Source organism: Phenylobacterium sp., assembly GCF_004297125.1.
Lineage (GTDB): Bacteria > Pseudomonadota > Alphaproteobacteria > Caulobacterales > Caulobacteraceae > Phenylobacterium.
Genome location: NZ_SCVD01000039.1, coordinates 43,158 through 58,270, shown reverse-complemented (window position 1 = coordinate 58,270; position 15,113 = coordinate 43,158). Strand labels below are relative to the sequence as shown.

24 protein-coding genes are annotated in these 15,113 nt (G+C 69.7%); 9 read left to right on the top strand and 15 right to left on the bottom strand.

All coding sequences use genetic code 11. The features are described from left to right. Nucleotides 1–114 precede the first annotated feature (114 nt). From EPO51_RS25010 to EPO51_RS25000, 3 genes are all read right to left on the bottom strand, one after another. Nucleotides 115–459: a DUF3703 domain-containing protein gene (locus tag EPO51_RS25010; RefSeq protein WP_293356361.1), complete on the bottom strand. Its 345-nt coding sequence runs from the start codon at nt 457–459 to the stop codon at nt 115–117. A gap of 68 nt (nt 460–527) precedes the next feature. After that, nucleotides 528–1,241, bottom strand: a complete 714-nt coding sequence (locus EPO51_RS25005; RefSeq protein ID WP_293356359.1) for a helix-turn-helix transcriptional regulator — start codon at nt 1,239–1,241, stop codon at nt 528–530. After that, entirely contained in the window at nt 1,238–1,879 is a 642-nt protein-coding gene (locus tag EPO51_RS25000) for a cation efflux transmembrane domain-containing protein (protein ID WP_293356356.1), read from the bottom strand. Before EPO51_RS25000 ends, EPO51_RS25005 begins: the two co-directional genes overlap by 4 nt. Before the next feature lie 202 nt (nt 1,880–2,081). Here EPO51_RS25000 and EPO51_RS24995 point away from each other — a divergent pair, with 202 nt between their 5' ends. Together EPO51_RS24995 and EPO51_RS24990 are read left to right on the top strand one after the other, a co-directional pair. Then, entirely contained in the window at nt 2,082–2,534 is a 453-nt protein-coding gene (locus EPO51_RS24995) for a MerR family transcriptional regulator (RefSeq protein ID WP_293356353.1), read from the top strand. Then, on the top strand, nt 2,521–2,985 hold the full coding sequence (locus EPO51_RS24990; protein ID WP_293356350.1) for a Fur family transcriptional regulator: 465 nt from the start codon (nt 2,521–2,523) through the stop codon (nt 2,983–2,985). The genes EPO51_RS24995 and EPO51_RS24990 overlap by 14 nt, the downstream gene beginning before the upstream one ends. A gap of 94 nt (nt 2,986–3,079) precedes the next feature. Here the strand turns inward: EPO51_RS24990 and EPO51_RS24985 are convergent, their stop codons facing one another. Then, the gene (locus tag EPO51_RS24985; protein ID WP_293356347.1) at nt 3,080–3,511 is read right to left on the bottom strand and encodes a MerR family transcriptional regulator; all 432 of its coding nucleotides are present in this window, start codon (nt 3,509–3,511) and stop codon (nt 3,080–3,082) included. Nucleotides 3,512–3,611: 100 nt separating this feature from the next. On the opposite strand from EPO51_RS24985, the gene EPO51_RS24980 reads away from it, so the two are divergent. From EPO51_RS24980 to EPO51_RS24970, 3 genes are all read left to right on the top strand, one after another. After that, nucleotides 3,612–3,947, top strand: coding sequence for a hypothetical protein (locus EPO51_RS24980; RefSeq protein WP_293356344.1), 336 nt, complete (start codon nt 3,612–3,614; stop codon nt 3,945–3,947). Between the two features lies 1 nt (nt 3,948). Then, the gene (locus tag EPO51_RS24975; RefSeq protein WP_293356341.1) at nt 3,949–4,317 is read left to right on the top strand and encodes a hypothetical protein; all 369 of its coding nucleotides are present in this window, start codon (nt 3,949–3,951) and stop codon (nt 4,315–4,317) included. A 66-nt stretch (nt 4,318–4,383) separates the two neighbouring features. Beyond that, entirely contained in the window at nt 4,384–4,707 is a 324-nt protein-coding gene (locus EPO51_RS24970) for a YnfA family protein (RefSeq protein WP_293356338.1), read from the top strand. 73 nt (nt 4,708–4,780) lie between these two features. On the opposite strand, the gene EPO51_RS24965 is transcribed toward EPO51_RS24970, so the two are convergent. The 6 genes from EPO51_RS24965 to EPO51_RS24935 all read right to left on the bottom strand — a co-directional run bounded on the left by EPO51_RS24965 (nt 4,781) and on the right by EPO51_RS24935 (nt 9,561). Then, complete coding sequence (locus EPO51_RS24965; RefSeq protein WP_293356335.1) at nt 4,781–5,395, bottom strand: class I SAM-dependent methyltransferase; 615 nt, start codon at nt 5,393–5,395, stop codon at nt 4,781–4,783. Between the two features lie 2 nt (nt 5,396–5,397). Beyond that, nucleotides 5,398–6,537: a DUF2147 domain-containing protein gene (locus EPO51_RS28190; protein ID WP_465246637.1), complete on the bottom strand. Its 1,140-nt coding sequence runs from the start codon at nt 6,535–6,537 to the stop codon at nt 5,398–5,400. Between the two features lie 82 nt (nt 6,538–6,619). Beyond that, on the bottom strand, nt 6,620–7,678 hold the full coding sequence (locus EPO51_RS24950) for a helix-turn-helix domain-containing protein (RefSeq protein ID WP_293356332.1): 1,059 nt from the start codon (nt 7,676–7,678) through the stop codon (nt 6,620–6,622). Beyond that, a complete protein-coding gene (locus tag EPO51_RS24945; RefSeq protein WP_293356329.1) occupies nt 7,675–8,061 on the bottom strand; it encodes a GFA family protein in 387 nt (128 codons plus the stop codon). Before EPO51_RS24945 ends, EPO51_RS24950 begins: the two co-directional genes overlap by 4 nt. Before the next feature lie 40 nt (nt 8,062–8,101). After that, a complete protein-coding gene (locus EPO51_RS24940) occupies nt 8,102–8,932 on the bottom strand; it encodes a nucleoside phosphorylase (RefSeq protein ID WP_293356326.1) in 831 nt (276 codons plus the stop codon). Continuing rightward, nucleotides 8,929–9,561, bottom strand: coding sequence for a class I SAM-dependent methyltransferase (locus EPO51_RS24935; RefSeq protein WP_293356323.1), 633 nt, complete (start codon nt 9,559–9,561; stop codon nt 8,929–8,931). Before EPO51_RS24935 ends, EPO51_RS24940 begins: the two co-directional genes overlap by 4 nt. A gap of 74 nt (nt 9,562–9,635) precedes the next feature. Here EPO51_RS24935 and EPO51_RS24930 point away from each other — a divergent pair, with 74 nt between their 5' ends. Then, entirely contained in the window at nt 9,636–10,304 is a 669-nt protein-coding gene (locus EPO51_RS24930) for an ArsR/SmtB family transcription factor (protein WP_293356320.1), read from the top strand. Between the two features lie 113 nt (nt 10,305–10,417). Here EPO51_RS24930 and EPO51_RS24925 read toward each other — a convergent pair whose 3' ends face one another. The 5 genes from EPO51_RS24925 to EPO51_RS24910 form a co-directional block, all read right to left on the bottom strand. Further along, nucleotides 10,418–10,558: a hypothetical protein gene (locus EPO51_RS24925; RefSeq protein ID WP_293356317.1), complete on the bottom strand. Its 141-nt coding sequence runs from the start codon at nt 10,556–10,558 to the stop codon at nt 10,418–10,420. 107 nt (nt 10,559–10,665) lie between these two features. Further along, on the bottom strand, nt 10,666–11,028 hold the full coding sequence (locus EPO51_RS28185) for a ubiquitination-like system serine protease family protein (protein WP_465246636.1): 363 nt from the start codon (nt 11,026–11,028) through the stop codon (nt 10,666–10,668). Beyond that, a complete protein-coding gene (locus tag EPO51_RS24920) occupies nt 11,025–12,512 on the bottom strand; it encodes a ThiF family adenylyltransferase (RefSeq protein ID WP_293356314.1) in 1,488 nt (495 codons plus the stop codon). Before EPO51_RS24920 ends, EPO51_RS28185 begins: the two co-directional genes overlap by 4 nt. Beyond that, nucleotides 12,413–12,796: an E2/UBC family protein gene (locus tag EPO51_RS24915; RefSeq protein ID WP_293356311.1), complete on the bottom strand. Its 384-nt coding sequence runs from the start codon at nt 12,794–12,796 to the stop codon at nt 12,413–12,415. The genes EPO51_RS24920 and EPO51_RS24915 overlap by 100 nt, the downstream gene beginning before the upstream one ends. 2 nt (nt 12,797–12,798) lie before the next feature. Then, entirely contained in the window at nt 12,799–13,239 is a 441-nt protein-coding gene (locus EPO51_RS24910) for a multiubiquitin domain-containing protein (protein WP_293356308.1), read from the bottom strand. A gap of 183 nt (nt 13,240–13,422) precedes the next feature. Here EPO51_RS24910 and EPO51_RS24905 point away from each other — a divergent pair, with 183 nt between their 5' ends. From EPO51_RS24905 to EPO51_RS24895, 3 genes are read left to right on the top strand one after another with little or no spacing between them, the layout of a single operon-like run. Next, the gene (locus EPO51_RS24905; RefSeq protein WP_293356305.1) at nt 13,423–13,785 is read left to right on the top strand and encodes a helix-turn-helix domain-containing protein; all 363 of its coding nucleotides are present in this window, start codon (nt 13,423–13,425) and stop codon (nt 13,783–13,785) included. After that, a complete protein-coding gene (locus EPO51_RS24900) occupies nt 13,785–14,702 on the top strand; it encodes an ImmA/IrrE family metallo-endopeptidase (protein WP_293356302.1) in 918 nt (305 codons plus the stop codon). Before EPO51_RS24905 ends, EPO51_RS24900 begins: the two co-directional genes overlap by 1 nt. A gap of 2 nt (nt 14,703–14,704) precedes the next feature. After that, the gene (locus EPO51_RS24895) at nt 14,705–15,043 is read left to right on the top strand and encodes a hypothetical protein (protein WP_293356300.1); all 339 of its coding nucleotides are present in this window, start codon (nt 14,705–14,707) and stop codon (nt 15,041–15,043) included. Nucleotides 15,044–15,113: the final 70 nt, after the last annotated feature.

Sequence of the window (15,113 nt, the reverse complement as noted above, 5' to 3'; positions counted from 1 at the left end):
CATGGAGGCCGCGGCACAACGCGCGCGGTCGTCACGGCGCGTCCGGCTTCGCAGCCCTGCCGCAAGCTGGTGGCGCTCCGGTTCGGCCAACGCCCCCTCTTCTACCGGGTCGATCTAGCGGCACAGGTCGGCAAGGTCGGTCGGAATCGGCATCGGTCGGATCGGCGAGACGTTCGCGCCGCCGGTATTCCCGGCGGGCACCCAGCCCACCCAGGAGAACACGCCGCCCAGGGCCAGTCGCAGCAGCTGACCCGCCACCTCGCGGCCGTCGCGGCGTCGCCAGCCGATGCGCAGCATCATCCAGTGCGTCCAGCTGTGCGGCGCGGCCCAGGGCTGCCCGAGGACATGCGCGCGCTCCAGGCGCGCGAAGGCGCCATCCAGGTCGCCGGCCTCCAGGGCCGCGCGGGCAGCCTGGGCTTCCGCGTCATAGGCGGCGCGGCGTTCGGGGGATCGGTTCATGCGGAGCTCCGGGTGGGTGCGCGGCAGCCTCGTAGCCCTCGGTTCGCAATCGCGCTTGAACGTAGCGGCTACCGCGCCCGGGTCGCGGCGAGCCGTCCGGCGCTGATGCCGAAGCACGCGCGCATGCTGCGCGCCAGATGCGCGCTGTCCGCGAAGCCGCACGCATGGGCGGCTCCGGTGATGTCCTGGCCGCCCGCGACGCGGGCCAGGGCACGGGCCATCCGCCGCCAGAGCAGATGGCGGCGGAACGGGATCCCGAAGGCTTCCACGAACGCGTGCCGGTAGCGGTCCGGGGAAAGGCCCGCGGCCGCGGCGGCGTCGGGGAGCCGCACCGGCCCGTCCGCCAGCGCGGCCTCGATCGCCGCCAGGGACACCGACAGCGCCGGCGGGACGGGCCGGCGAGGGCTCGTTGAACCCATGAGCACCGGGGTCCAGAAGCGCAGCGCCGGCGCGCGCGCCTCGATGACCGTGGGGTCGGTCAGACGCAGCCGCAACTCCGCCAGGGCGGCCTCCAGGAAGGCGCTGCCGCGGGTGGGCTCGAGGAACACGAGATCCACGTCGCCCTCAGCCTCCAGCGCATGGGGCTCCAGCGGATCGATCAGCAGGCAGCGGCCGGTCCAGGCCCGCCCGGCGCCGTCGCGCACGGTAACCGGCGTCTCGGCGAAGACCGCTTGCGCGGCCAGATGGCGATGCACGCCGTTGTCGCCCACGCCGCCCCGCCACCGCGCGCCGGCGGCGGTCATCTCAAGCGCACCCGCCCAGGCCGAGGCGCGCGAGGTCATGCGTGGTGGCCACCGGCCTCGAGCCCATCCGGCGCGCCGCGCAGCTCGGCGAGCGCCTGGCGCGTCACCTGGAGGGCGCTCCAGAGCGCAAGGCTCGCCATCAGGACGGCCACCCCGAGGTCTGGCCAGGCCGAGCCTGTCCCGAACACGCCCGCCGCAGCCGCCATGACCGCCAGGTTGCCGACGGCGTCATTGCGCGAGCAGAGCCAGACCGAGCGCATGTTGGCGTCGCCCGAGCGGTGCCGGAACAGCATGAGCGCGACGCCTACGTTGGCGAGCAGGGCCAGGAAGCCCACCACGCCCATGGTCTGCGCATGCGGCAGGCCGCCGTGGCTCACGTTCCAGGCAGCGGCCGCCAGGACGCCCAGGCCGAACAGGCCCATGGTCGCGCCCTTCAGCAGCGCCGCGCGCGCCCGCCACTGAAGCGAGAGACCGACGACGGCCAGGCTGATCGCGTAGTTGCCGGCGTCGCCAAGGAAGTCCGCGGCGTCCGCCCAGAGAGAGACCGAGCGGCCTGCGAAACCGGCCGTGACCTCCACGAAGAACATGCCGGCGTTGACCGCCAGCGCAATCCACAGCGCGCGCCGCCAGCGCGGGTCAGCTTTCGGGGGCGGGGGAGCACAGCAGCTGGCGCCCATGACGGACCTCCAATCCAGAACGTGCGTAGAGGCTACATGCTCTAGCCGCTAGAGGATCAAGGCCTATCGACGCCATACCGTCACCGAGGCTGCGGGTTGATTGCCACCGCGCCCGGCGTAAAGGCACGATGCGCTTGCCACATCGACGCCGTGCATCCTCCAGCTGCTGGAGGACCAAGGCCTTTTCTTTCAAGGAACGAAGATGCTGCAGCGATCTATCGGCAACCTCGCCAAGGCGACCGGCGTCAAAGTCCCGACGATCCGCTTCTACGAACAGATCGGCCTGCTGCCCGCGCCGCAGCGCACGCTCAGCGACCGGCGGGTCTATGGCGAAGCCGCCGTGGGTCGGCTCGCCTTCATCAAGCACGCCCGCCAGCTGGGCTTTCCTGTGGAGGCGATCCGCGACCTCCTGCGCCTGAGCGACTCGCCCGAGCAACCCTGCGAGACCGCCAACGCGCTGGCCGCCGAGCAACTGAGCGCGGTCCGGGCCAAGATCGCGCAGCTGCAGGTGCTGGAGCGCGAGCTGCAGCAGATGGTCGACGCCGCCTGCATTGGCGAGGTGGCGAACTGCCGGGTGATCGAGGCGCTGCACGACCACACCCTCTGCGCTGGTGAGCATCAGACCGAGCGCCGCCCGACCTATGCCGGGCTCTGAGCCGCGCCCTGCCCGCGATGTCCCCGCGGCGCTCACGGCGGCGGCCGAGCGCAGCGTGGCGGCCGGCGAACGCTGGACCCCACCGCGCGATCGGGTCCTACAACTTCTCCTCGAAGCGAGGGGGCCGGTCCGCGCCTACGACCTCGTCGCCGCCTTCGCGCCGGGCGCCTACACCCATCCGCCCACCGTCTACCGCGCCCTCGACTTCCTCGCCGCTCACGGGTTCGCCCATCACCTCAGGTCCGTGAACCGCTTCGTCGCCTGCGCAGCCCCGTTGGGCGCGCACGACGCCGAGTTCCTGATCTGCGACGGCTGCGGCGGCGTGGCGGAGCGCCCCTTTGAACTCGCTCCGGCCCTGACCGGCCTGGCGGCGGCGCACGGCTTCGTTGCGAGCAGCTGGGTTGTGGAGCTGCAGGGCCGCTGCCCCGGTTGCGCGGGTGCGTCAGCATAACCGGCCGCCCGCCCTTGCGCGGCCGTCGCCTCCTGCCCCCTGGCGCCCAGGGCGCGCCGTGGACCCAAGGTTGAGGGTCCCCCGATATGATGCGTCAGCCGGCGCAACAGCGGCCGGGGGCTGCCAGGTCCTCAAGGATCACGCAGTCCGGTCCGGGGCCACCGGCGCAGCGCGCCTCGCAGTCCGCGACCAGCAGGCCGAGGCTGGCCTCCAGCTCGCGCAGCTCCGTCATCCGCGCACGGACGGACGCAAGCTGGTCGCGGGCCAGATCGCGCACCTCGGTGCAGGAGCGGTCGGCGTCCTCAATCACCGAAACGAGGTCCCGGACCTGCTCGATGGGAAATCCGAAATCGCGGCAGCGGCGGATGAACGTCAGACGCTTCAGGTCCGCCTCGCCATAGACCCGATGGCCGCCGTCGCGCCGGTCGGGCCGGCGCAACAGGCCGATCTGCTCGTAGTAGCGGATGGTCGGAGGCGTGGCCCCGCTGTGGCGGGCCAGCGCGCCGATGGACAAGGCGCGATCCAAACGGTCGTCTCCTGCGAATGAGCCCTTGAAGCTCAAGTAGCTTTAACTCTTATGTCCTTGTCTCCCCGGCGCCAAGAGCGCGCCAGCCCGGAGACTTCCGATGTCCGAAGCCATCCCCATCGCCTGCACCCTGGGCGCGGGTGACCTGCAGCAGCGCCAGGCGTGGATCGCCGATCTCAACCGGCGGCAGCTGAAGCGCCACACGCGAAACGACCTCACCCTGACCCTCGTCTACCATCGCAAGGCGCGCCGCGACGTGGCCCGCCTGGCCGCCCAGGAACGCGCGTGCTGCGCCTTCCTCACCTTCGAGGTCGCCGACATCCCGGAGGGGATCGTGCTGACGGTCACCGCGCCGGAAGCGGCGCGCCTGGCGGCCGAAACGCTGTTCGCGGGCTTCACGGCCGGCCAGGCCCCCGGCGCCTGCGGGTGCTGCTGAGATGGCCGTTCAATCCGAGGACGCGCCGGCCGCGCAAGGCAAGGCCGCCGGGGTCACCGCCGTGCTGGCGACCACCGGCGCGGTTGGGGCCTGTGTGCTCTGCTGCACGCTTCCGGTCGCATTCCCCGCCGCCGCACTCGCCCTGCTGGGCGGCGGCGTCGCGTTCCTGGGCGTCGCGCACAAGGCCATGACCCTGGCCGGGCTGGTGACCGTGCTCGCCGCCTGGGGCTGGGTCTGGCGGCAGAGCCGGCGGACCGGTCGCAGGCCGGCGCGCGCGACCCTGCGGCTGATGGGCCTGGCCACGGCCTTGCTGATGCTGGCGCTGGCGTGGCCACTGGTCGAAGGCCCGCTCCTGGCCTTGATCCGCTAGACGCTTGCCGCAGCGCGGACCGACCGCCTAGGTGCTTGTCCTTGCCCCGTCACAGAGAGATGAACCGTGTCCTCGGTCTACTTCGCGCTGGCCGCCGTGGCCGAGATCGCCGGCTGCTTCGCGTTCTGGGCGTGGCTGCGGCTGGGCAAGTCGCCCCTGTGGCTGGCGCCGGGCATGCTCAGCCTGGCGCTGTTCGCCTACTTGCTGACCCGGGTGGACAGCGACGCCGCCGGCCGCGCCTACGCGACCTACGGCGGCGTCTACATCCTGGCCTCGGTGCTCTGGATGTGGGCGATCGAGCAGCGTGTCCCCGACCGTTGGGACGTGATCGGCGTGGGGGTCTGCCTCGCCGGCGCCGGCATCATCCTGCTCGGGCCGCGAACGGCCTAGATCGGAAATCCTGAACCCCCATGCCGCGGCCCAACGCCCGCCCGGTCCAGGGTCCCGGACCGTTGGGTCGCGCTCACGCCCTGGTGGCGATCAGGAGCACAGGCTCACCTTGCGCCGGCTGGCCCTCCAGCCTGAACCCGGCGCGCTCAGCCGCGCTCTCGACCTCGAGCAGAGCGCGGAAGCGGTAGACCTCGCTTGGAAAGCTCTCGACCGCCGGGGTGTCGGCGCTGGTCCGGAAGACCAGCGCCATCCGGCCGCCCGGCTTGATCACCCGCGCCAGCTCACGGAGGGCTGCGTCCAGGTCCGGCCAGAAGTAGACGACGTGGACGCAGAGCACCTTGTCGAAGCACGCCGCGGCGAACGGCAGCGCCGCGACCTCCGCGATCGCTACGTCCACGCGGCCGGAACGGACGAGACCGCGGTTCCGCGCCAGCGCGACCTCGGCCATCACCTCCGAAGGATCGGCGCCGACGACCCTGCCGCGCGGCGCCTTCGCCGCCAGGGCGGCGAGGGCGCGACCCGGCCCGCACCCGACATCGAGCACTTGGTCGTCCTCGCGCACGCGCAGGGCCGCAATGGCCCGCAGGTTCTGGGCCCAGGTCTCGCGCGCCATGATGAAGGCGATCAGCCGGCCGAGCCATCCGCGCGCGTCGCGCGCCTGCTCGGCGATGAAGCGGGGCCGGCGCACGATCAGGGCGCCCGCGACGCGGCCAGCACGTCCTGAGGCCGCCGCCAGGTCTGGCGCTTGCAGACGATATTGAGGGCGCAGCCGCGCAGCTCGAGCTGGCCGTCGCCGAGGCGCACCGCGCCGGTGTAGGTCCGCCCATCGTCGGGATTGTAGAGACGCCCGCCGGTCCAGGCGCCGGCGCCCGCCGGCCGCAAACCGCGGATGATCTCGACGCCCACCAGAGGGCGCGTCCGCAACGCGGGGTCCGGATTGTGCTGATCGACCCGGAGCCGCCCGCCCGGCGACGGCGCCCAGAGCCAGACGATCCGGCCGCACATCTCCGCAGGCGCCGTGGCGCACGGTCGGACCTCGACGATGGAGCCGAAGCCTTCGGTCGCCCAGCGGCCGGCGAGGTCGGACCGAGCTTCAGCGCTCGCGGCTGGAAAGGCCGTCGCGAGGCCGAGCATGCAGGCGGACAGGCTTGCGATGCGGCACATCAAGCCGCCTCCGACGCCGGACGGCGCACGCCCTTGGCTGCGGCGAACCGGGCCAGATACTCGGGGTGCTCGGTGCCCATCAGTCGGTCCCACCAGGTGAACCACAGGCCGTAGTTCCAGCCGGCCTGCGCGTGATGCAGGTCGTGGTGGGTGACGCTCGTGAGCCAGCCGATGAGCGGCTCGCCGTCGCGGCTGGCCGGATAGAGTTCGTAGCCGCTGTGGCCCAGGGTGCGGCGAGGGGTTGTGCGAGCGGTGGTGGCGGCGATGGAAGGCGCGGAACAGCCGCGGGTCATGCATCGCCCGGTGGGTCCAGTAGAAGTAGGTGTCCTGGGCGATGATCATCAGCACCAGAGAGGCGACGGTCCAGCCCGGTCCCCACTGCGCGGCCCGCGCCGGTCCCGGCAGGTGGCCGGCGCGCTCCAGAGCGAACAGCATCACGCCGACGGTCGAGAAGACCGCCAGCGACCGCAGTGAGATCGCGAACTCGATCAGCAGCTGACGCGCGGGCGGCGTCTCGTCGCGGATCTTGATGCTGCGTAGCGGGCGGGCGAGCAGCACCCAGAGGATGAACCAGGTGGCGATCGCGAAGATCGCGTAGTTCCTGAGATCGACCGAGATGTTGAGCAGCCACCTCGCGGCGAACTCGGACAGGGTGTCGAGGGACATGAGGAACCTCCGTTGTGAGGGAGGCACATGGCCCGGGCGGCGGGGGCTGCGTCTCGCCGTCCGCGAAAACGCGCAGCCTCCTTCAGTTTCGAGGAGGATCGTCCGGATTCGAGGAGAGCGCGGCCTGCCGCCAAGCGGTCGGCGTCACGCCGGTGATATCCCGGAAGGTGCGGTTGAACGGCGCGAGCGAACTGAAGCCCACCTCGAAGGCGACGGTCGAGACGGCTGTCCTGGCCTTGGCCGGATCGGCCAGCACCGCCTTCGCCGCGTCGATCCGGCGTTCGTTCAGGAAGGCGGCGAAGTTGCGGTAGCCGAGGCCCTCGTTGATGAGGCGGCGCAGGTGATGCTCCGCCACGCCCAGGCGTTCGGCCAGCGTCCCGATGCTGAGGCCGTCCTCCCGCCAGACCTCGTCGCGATCCAGCGCTTCGGTCAGCCGCCGCAGCAAGGGCTCGTCGCGCGCGGCCACCCGGCGCGCCGCCGGCCGCGCCGCGCTTCCCCCGAAGAGCTGCGGATCGTCGCGCAGGAAGACCAGGCCGCTGGCCACGCTGAGCGTCAGGAGGGTGATCGCCGCGAGGAACGAGAGGCCCGTCGCCGGACCGACATAGAGTTCGCCGATCTGCACGGCCGCTACGATCAGGGCATAGATCGCCGCCGAGGCCAGCAGCGGACCGCGCAGACGCCGCCGCGCCTCGACCAGATCACCGCGCCACCCGGTCCAGACCACGGCCAGCAGGTGCAGCAGCAAGGCGGCGCCGATCAGGTTGTGGGCCAGCCAGAGGTGTCGCGCGATCGCCTCCGGGACAAGCTTTGCCGCGACGCCGACGGCGAGAAGCGCCGCAGCCGGCGCGAGCCGGATCGGCGAGAGCCGGCCGTGGTCGCCGAACAGCTCCATGGCGAAGGCCCAGAAAAGGCCGGCGCCCATCACCGAGAGCGCCCAGGGCGCGGCGTTGGCGTGCCCGAGGAGCTGCATGGCGGGGGCAGACTGGGTGATCGTGTGCGCGCCGGCCGCCAAGGCGAACAGCGCGCCCGTCACACGCGCGGACGTTCGCGCGCCCACCCCGATCCGGACGGCCAGCAGGACGAAGATGCCGATGGCGGCCCCTCGAACGAGCAGCTCGGCGGTGGCGGGGCCCTCGATCACGCGGTCTGCGCAGGCTCGGCGAGGCAGAGCCAGGGAAGGCGCTCCTCCGGGTAGATGTGGAAGCTGGGCGCAAGCGCCGGCGCATCGTCGAACGCACCGACGTGGATGTGCAGCTCGCCCGGCCGCGCGTCGCCCTGGCAGGTAAGCGTCGAACCGCAGGTCGCGCAGAAGCCCCGCACGGTGCCGGGCGACGAGCGGAACGTCGCGACCGCCCCGTGTGTGGTTTCCACCTCGGCCTCGGGAAACGCCACGAACACCGAGACCGGCCCGCCGCTGTGCCGGCGGCAGCTCTCGCAATGGCACCAGGCGACCCACTGGGGCTGACCCGTGGCGCGAAAGCGCACCGCGCCGCAAAGGCATCCACCCTCCCACTGTGCCTTCACCGTCCGTCCTCCCCTGTCCTTGTCGCTGCCGGTTGGCCGCTCAGCGCTGTTGGGCGCGCGCGTCGACTCGCCCCGCGCCCAGCGCCTGCACGCGGGCGATCGTGGCTTGGATCACCGCAAGGCTGTCCGTCACGCCGTCCGCTTCACCCTTCTCGAAATCCCCGGCCTGCCCCATCTGGTTGGTCACATGGGCGAAGCAAACCACGTCGCGTCCTCGCGCCTGCGCCATGGCATAGAGGCCGGCGGCCTCCATCTCGACGGCGACGAGGCCGCGCGCGACCATGGCGTCGATGTCGTCCGCGGTCTCGCGGAAAGGCGCGTCGGTTGTCCAGACGGCGCCGAGGTGAACCGTCTGGGTCAGCCCGTCGAACGCGCCCTCCAACGCCTGCAGCAGGTGCAGGGGTGCGGCGCTGAAGTCGCCCGGTGGTAGATAGTGGTAGCTCACACCCTCGTCGCGCAGGGCCTTCTCGATCAGCACGAAATAGGGTGGCGCGCCCTTGGCGGCGAGCTGGCCCGCGGAGGTCACACTGATCAGCAGCTCGCAGCCCGAGGCGAAGAGCTGCTCGGCGACCAGCACGGCGAACGCCGCGCCGACCGCGCAGCCCACGATGCCGATCTCGCGCCCGCCGAGCTGCGTGCGGTGGAGGTCCGTGTGGTAGCAGGCCCAGGACGGGTCGCGGTGAGCCCGTCCAGCCTGGGTAAGTCTGCGCACCAGATCGCCGTCAGGATCCAGCACGCAGACCTGCGGCATGGCCACAACCGCAAGCCCCTTCTGGCGGCGGGCTTCGCGCAGGAGGTTCTGCGGCTGGAAGACCGACGGCGCTGCATGGGCTCGCCTGCGAACGATCGGAGGCGGGGCGGCTTCGGTCACGACGTCAGACCCCGCTTCTCGAAGACGCACCAGGTGAAGTCCTGCGTCGCCCCGCCCGGCGTGAGATGCGCCGCCATCTCGCTTCTGATGAGTTCGAACGCGGGACCCACGGCCGCCGCCAGCTCGCCGCTATGGTATCGCTGGACCGGAAGGCCGCTGCAGCGTTCCGGTCCGGACGGAGCGAAGGTCGCAAGGATCAGATGACCGCCCGGGCGCAGCCCCCGTGTCACGGCCCGCATATAGGCCTGGCGGTCGGCCGCCTCGATCAGGAAGTGGAACACGGCCCGGTCATGCCAGAGGGCGTAGCGGTCGCGCGGCGGCTGCCACAGGGTCACGTCCTCGACGAGCCAGCTCACCTCCGCCGCGCGGGTCCCGAGGCGCGCCCTCGCGAGCGCGAGGGAATTGATTGCGATGTCGAGGACGCTGAGGTCCCGGAACCCGCGCCGCAGGAGCTCGTCCACCAGCAGGGACGCGCCGCCCCCGACATCGATGATGGCGTCGTCGAGCGCGACGTCGAGGGAATCGATCAGGGCCAGCGAGCGCGCCGGCTTGGCCTCGAACCAGCTGACGCCGTCGACGCGCTTCTCGCCATAGACTGTCTCCCAGTGCGACCTAGGGGTCTCTGCCATTGCCGCTCGCCATTGTTCGAGGGAAGCGGTTCATGATATTCAAGAACTCTCTTGAATGTAAACGGCCTGGACGAATGTCGCCGAAAATCCAGCTCTTCACCGCGTTCGCGGCCGTGGCGCGCGCGCTGGGGAACCCGCATCGCCTCGACCTCCTGGAGTATCTGGCCCAGGGCGAGAAGCCTGTGGAGGCGCTGGCCCTCAAGGCCGACCTCAGCTTCGCCAACGCCTCCCAGCACCTTCAGGCGCTGAAGCGCGTCGGCCTTGTCGAAGCCGAGCGGCGCGGAAAGCAGATCGTCTACCGGCTCGCGTCGGACGACGTTCACGACCTCCTGGCCGCGCTCCGGCAGGTCGCCGAGCGCCACACCGCCCAGGCGCAGGCGGTGATCGAGGACTACTTCCATGCCCGCGACCGCCTCGAAGAGGTGAGTTTTGTCGAGCTGGAGCGGAGGCTCTCCGACGGGCTGGTGACGTTGCTGGACGTCCGGCCGCCCGATGAGTTCGCGGACGGCCATCTGCCGGGTGCGCTGAACGTGCCGCTCGCGGACCTTTCGGACGCTCTCGCGGCGTTGCCCGCCGACCGCGAGATCGTCGCCTACTGCCGTGGCCCTTGGTGCGTCCTGGCGTTCCAGGCGGTCAGCTTACTGCGAACCCGCGGGCGCCTCGCACGGCGCCTGGACGGCGGGCTGCCCGAATGGCGTCGGGCGGGACGCACGGTGGTGACCGCGAGTGTTTCGCCAGGCTGAATAGCCTGGCTGGAATGCGCCAACACAGGACATTGAGATCGGTGCCGGGAGCGGACGAAGGTCGCTCCCGTCTTTGTAGACGAGCGCGACCTTCGTCCGGCGCAGACTGTGGGTTATTTGCTGTCGCCGCGACCAGGCTTGGGCATGCGCTCAACCGTATGGGTCTTCGGCTTGGCCTGCGCGACCTTCACCGGAGTAAGGCGGCCGGTTTCGGCGTTGCGACCGATGGGAAACGTCTTCGAACCTTTAGCCATAGCGTAGCTCCTTGTTCGTGGTTTGGACTAAAAAAGATGGGAAGCTTGGCCTTAACCGCAAGCGCCGCGCCAGAGTGTCATCATGAGCCTCCGTGCGGAGGACTCGCCTAGCACCAGCGCACGTTGCCTTTGGTCAGGATGAAATGGCTCCCGCATCCGACTTGACGCCAGACGGACGGATGCAGAGTCGCGGTGCGATCGGCCCCCACGACGAGATCCCAGCGCGGTCGACGGTTCGGCAGGAACCTCACATGGAGCGTCTCTCGACATCCACACGGACACAGCATGCATCCGAACACCGGACCCTGCATGGTAGTCGTGACATAGAGGCGCCGCGCCTTCGGTCGATCTGGCGCCGAGTGGACATAGGCGACCTTGATCCGACGATCGGACCAGGGCGGCGTCCAGCGCGCGAGACGGGCAACGCCCGAGGCGACACGTCGGCACTGGCGAATGGCCCACCCGATCACGCCGCGGCCTCCAAGCGGCCGCACATCAGCAGCGGCCGGCAATTGCCACGGCCGACCCAGCGAGCCAGCTCGGCGTCGGGCTCACCGTCGGGTCGGTGGGCGATCCGCCCATGGCTGAACAGCAGCTTCTGGATGGCGAACTCACTGTTGGGCATGGTCCGGAAGGGGTGGAGCCGCGCGAGCAATTCGTTGACCGCGCAAGCCGCCGCCGCCGAGTTGATGCTGATCACCGCCGGGCGGTCGACCTTGACGCCGCGGATGTAGCCTCGCCGAAGCTGGTCCTCGTAGAAGGTCGGGTTGGTGCGCTTCAGGAATTCGGCGTAGAGATCGGCATCGTCGTAGACCTCCCGCGTCTTGAGGCTCGAACCGCCAGGCTGCAGGTAGTGGACGCCGGCGGAAACGCTGCTGACGCCGCCCTCTCCATCGGCGTCGAGCCGGACGCCGATGTCGATGAACGGAAGGCAGTAGAAGGCGCAGAGACGGCTCAGGGTATCGCGGCCTTCGACCGAATCGACGCAGCCGAAGACGAAGTCGCAGACAGACAGCAGCGTCACCGCCTCGGGCTCGTCGACACGGCCTTCATGGGTGACGACGGTGGTGCCGAGGCCGATGCGGCGGACATGGCGCCTGCTCGTCTCGGCCTTGTTCCGGACGGCCCGTGCATCCCGCCGCGTCGCGCCATAGATGCGGTTAAGGTTCTTGCCCTCGATCACATCCGGATCGATGACGATGATGCGGGCCACACCCAGGCGGGTCAGCATCTCGATCAACGGGCTGCCGGTGCCCGAGGCCCCGACGACCGCGACCGTCATGCCGGAAAGCAGCTCCGTTGTGCGGTCCCCGAACGCTTGGCGGTGGCGCATGTCGAAGTCGCGCAGCGCCTTCTCCATATCGCGATCGAAGGAGACTAGGTCGTCGCCGACGACCGTGACGCGGTCAATCCAGCCGCGGACGCGGCCTGCGCTCATGACCCGGACCAGCAGCTCGCCGTCGGGGACCATCACGGCCGACAGGTGGGCGCCGGGCGCGCGCCGCTCCACCGCCGCGAACAACTCGGCGTCGGAGCGGTCGTCGCGGGCCGAGAAGGCGCGCAGGCCGGTCGGGTGGGAATGCAGCTTCAAGACCGACATCCCCTTGCCCGCGACGTCCGACAGCCGCTGCTTCAGCGCCGACGTCGGCCACGTCACGAACTCGGGCGCGCGGATACAGGCGTCATGCGGGATCTCGACGATCTCGTGGACGGTCCAAAGGCGCCGGTTGAGGGCCTCCGCGCGACCGCAGATCGCCAAAGCGACGGCTTCAGCGCCGTCGCCCGGGAAGAGGTGGGCGTGCAACTGGCCGTGTTGCCGCCGGGTCATGCGCAGGAGGTTCATCGGTAAGCCTTTCAGCGTTTGCGGAATTCGTGGGTGAGCCAGGAGCGGAAGCGGCGCAGATGGCTGCTGAGCGTGTCGACACCGGAGCGGAAGCCGTAGTGGCGGGACCATTGCTGGAAGGCCCGGCCGTCGATCTCGAGCATGGCGAGATTATTGATCGTCTTGCCGTCTTCCCGCGCCAAGACAGGATAGACGTAGGCCATATCCAGCGGCCCGGGCGGATAGACGTCGAGCTTGATCGCGACCTCGACCGACGCGTGGTTGTAGCCGCTCGGTACGGGGTGTCCGTGGATCAGCAGGAAGCGGCTGCCTGCGGACTTCACGGCTTCCCAAGGACGTCCAATCGCTTCCAGCGCCCGGACGTCTTCAGGGGAGAGGTCGAAGGCGCGGCGCACCCTCAGCCCTCCGTCTCGTCGAGCGGGAAGGACTCGAACACCTCAATGCCCTTCTCGCCGAGATCGACGCACTCGGTCAGGTCGATGGCGATGTAGGCGCCGCCGTGCACCCGCTTCTCGAGTTCGTAGCGCTCGGGCGGCGTCTTGCCGGCCATCTCCAGAATCTCGCGGCCGGTGACGACGCGCTTGTCGAAGACGTAGGGCTTGCCGTCGATCTTCACCTTGTAACGATGCGCCGGCGGCGGACAGCGGTTCTCGCGGCCGCACTCCTCGATGTCGACGATATCGATCTCGATGATCTCGCGGCCGTGCTCGTGGCGGACCTTCACCTCGACGGCGACGTCGTCGTCGGCGCGGTCGCGGACGGTGACCACATCGCCGTCGGATTCGCGGATGACGATGACATCGTCGCGGTCCGGCCGCTCGGAACGTTCTTGGTTCATTGGAAGACCTCCATGCGGCGGGACCAACGCGGCCGGCCTGGAAATCTAAGTGGACTTAGCAGGGTTAAATGTCAAGTGCGCCACGCTCTGCGTACTAAAATTAGCAAGTTTGCCGAGCGGTGCTTGATAAAATTAGCTTTTCAGGTACGCTGGCCGCCCCACCAACCCAGGACCGGGTGATTCATGCCCAAAGAGAGGACCCGCGATGACACACGCCCAGACTTTGGCCAGTTCCTGAAACAGATCCGCGTTTCACGCGGACTCACGCTGCGGGACGTCGAGCGCGTTACCGACAGCAAGATCTCCAACGCCTACCTCAGCCAACTCGAGAACGGCGTGATCGAGAAGCCGTCGGCGGTCATGCTGCACCGCCTCTCGGCGGCCTACGCCATCGACTACGGCACCCTGATGGAGAAGGCCGGGTTCATCACCGAATCGGATGCTCCGGTGAACCGTGTGGCAACGTCCGTCTTTGGCGAACTCTCGTCGGTCGAAGAGGAGGAGCTGTTGCGCTATCTGAAGTTCATTCGGGAGCGCAAAGACTGATGCTGGCGGACGACTGCTCGATCTCGGCGGACCAGCAGGATGAGGTCCGGGCGGCGGCGCGCAAGGCGCTCGCCGACGCCGCCGCCTTCGGCGTCCTTCCGACGCCGGTGGACCGCATCCTGGAGGCCGCCAAGGTCGAAGTCTTCCCCATGAAGATCGACGAGGACTACCTCGCCCGGCTCCGCCGCAAGGCGGAGTCGGCGGGCCGGGCCCTGCTCAGCGCCATCAGCAAGGTCTGGGGGGTGTTCGATCCCAAGGCGCGGATGGCCTTCATCGACCCCGAGACGCCCAAAGAAAAGCTGCCCTTCCTCAAGCTGCACGAGGGCGGACACGCGGTGCTCCCGTGGCAGAGCATCTTCGGACTGTTCGAGGACTGCCGGAAGACCCTGGATCCGGACGTGAAGGCGCAGTTCGAGCGGGAGGCCAATGTCTTCGCCTCCGAAGTGCTCTTCCAGCTGGACCAGTTCGCCCACGACGCCCGCGACCTGTCGTTCGGCATCAAGGCGCCCCTGGCGCTCGCCAAGCGCTACGGCGCCTCGGTCTACGCCACCGTGCGCCGCTACGTTTCCACCAGCGATCGCATCTGCGCGGTCGTCGTGCTCAATCCGCCCGAACCCGCGGAACGGCACGGCCACTTCAGCCAGCTGCGCCGCGCCGTGGTCTCGCCGAGCTTCGAGGGGCGTTTCCCTCGGTTCCGCTGGCCGGAGGTCTACACCCCCGACGACCCCATCGGCGCGCTGGTGCCCTACGGCCGCATGACCGCCGCCCGGACCCTCGTGCTCACGGATACTGACGGCGGACGCCATCCCTTCGTCGGCGAGGCGTTCAAGACCCCCCACCAGACCTTCGTCCTCTTGTTGGCCGAGGCCACGATCGGCCGCAAACTCATCGTCCCCCTTCAGCGCCTGGCCATCTGATCGTGCACCAGATCGTCGGCTACGTGACGGAGGCTGAAGCCCGTGCGTTCGCGTCCTACGCGGAAGCGCTCGGCCTCGACGCAACCGCGCTCGCCAACCTCCTCATCCGCCGCGAACTGGAGCTGGGCCGCCTCGGCGCGCTTGACGCCGCGCCGCCTGGCGAGCGGGTGACGAAGGTGACGGCGCACTTCCGCGCGGCGGACCTAAAGGCGCAATTCCGCGACCACGCGGCGCGGTTCGGCCTTCGCCCAGGACCCGCGGCCGCCCTGCTGTATCGCGCCGAACTCGAGGAGAAATGGTTGCTAAGCAGCCTTAGCGTTAACCACTTTGACTCAACTTGAGTCGCAACCTACCCTCCTAACAAGTGTTCCTTGGCAGCTCCCGATCGCCGCCCTAGGGTCGGCGCGGGGC

Coding starts and splice junctions, on each gene's coding strand:
- EPO51_RS24905 (WP_293356305.1), top strand. CDS start 13,423: ATGCCCAAAGAGAGGACCCGCGATGACACACGCCCAGACTTTGGCCAG.
- EPO51_RS24980 (WP_293356344.1), top strand. CDS start 3,612: ATGTCCGAAGCCATCCCCATCGCCTGCACCCTGGGCGCGGGTGACCTG.
- EPO51_RS25010 (WP_293356361.1), bottom strand. CDS start 459: ATGAACCGATCCCCCGAACGCCGCGCCGCCTATGACGCGGAAGCCCAG.
- EPO51_RS24910 (WP_293356308.1), bottom strand. CDS start 13,239: ATGAACCAAGAACGTTCCGAGCGGCCGGACCGCGACGATGTCATCGTC.
- EPO51_RS24900 (WP_293356302.1), top strand. CDS start 13,785: ATGCTGGCGGACGACTGCTCGATCTCGGCGGACCAGCAGGATGAGGTC.
- EPO51_RS24935 (WP_293356323.1), bottom strand. CDS start 9,561: ATGGCAGAGACCCCTAGGTCGCACTGGGAGACAGTCTATGGCGAGAAG.
- EPO51_RS28190 (WP_465246637.1), bottom strand. CDS start 6,537: ATGTCCCTCGACACCCTGTCCGAGTTCGCCGCGAGGTGGCTGCTCAAC.
- EPO51_RS24995 (WP_293356353.1), top strand. CDS start 2,082: ATGCTGCAGCGATCTATCGGCAACCTCGCCAAGGCGACCGGCGTCAAA.
- EPO51_RS25005 (WP_293356359.1), bottom strand. CDS start 1,241: ATGACCTCGCGCGCCTCGGCCTGGGCGGGTGCGCTTGAGATGACCGCC.
- EPO51_RS24920 (WP_293356314.1), bottom strand. CDS start 12,512: ATGGTCCCGCCACTACGGCTTCCGCTCCGGTGTCGACACGCTCAGCAG.
- EPO51_RS24975 (WP_293356341.1), top strand. CDS start 3,949: ATGGCCGTTCAATCCGAGGACGCGCCGGCCGCGCAAGGCAAGGCCGCC.
- EPO51_RS25000 (WP_293356356.1), bottom strand. CDS start 1,879: ATGGGCGCCAGCTGCTGTGCTCCCCCGCCCCCGAAAGCTGACCCGCGC.
- EPO51_RS24925 (WP_293356317.1), bottom strand. CDS start 10,558: ATGGCTAAAGGTTCGAAGACGTTTCCCATCGGTCGCAACGCCGAAACC.
- EPO51_RS24990 (WP_293356350.1), top strand. CDS start 2,521: ATGCCGGGCTCTGAGCCGCGCCCTGCCCGCGATGTCCCCGCGGCGCTC.
- EPO51_RS24930 (WP_293356320.1), top strand. CDS start 9,636: ATGTCGCCGAAAATCCAGCTCTTCACCGCGTTCGCGGCCGTGGCGCGC.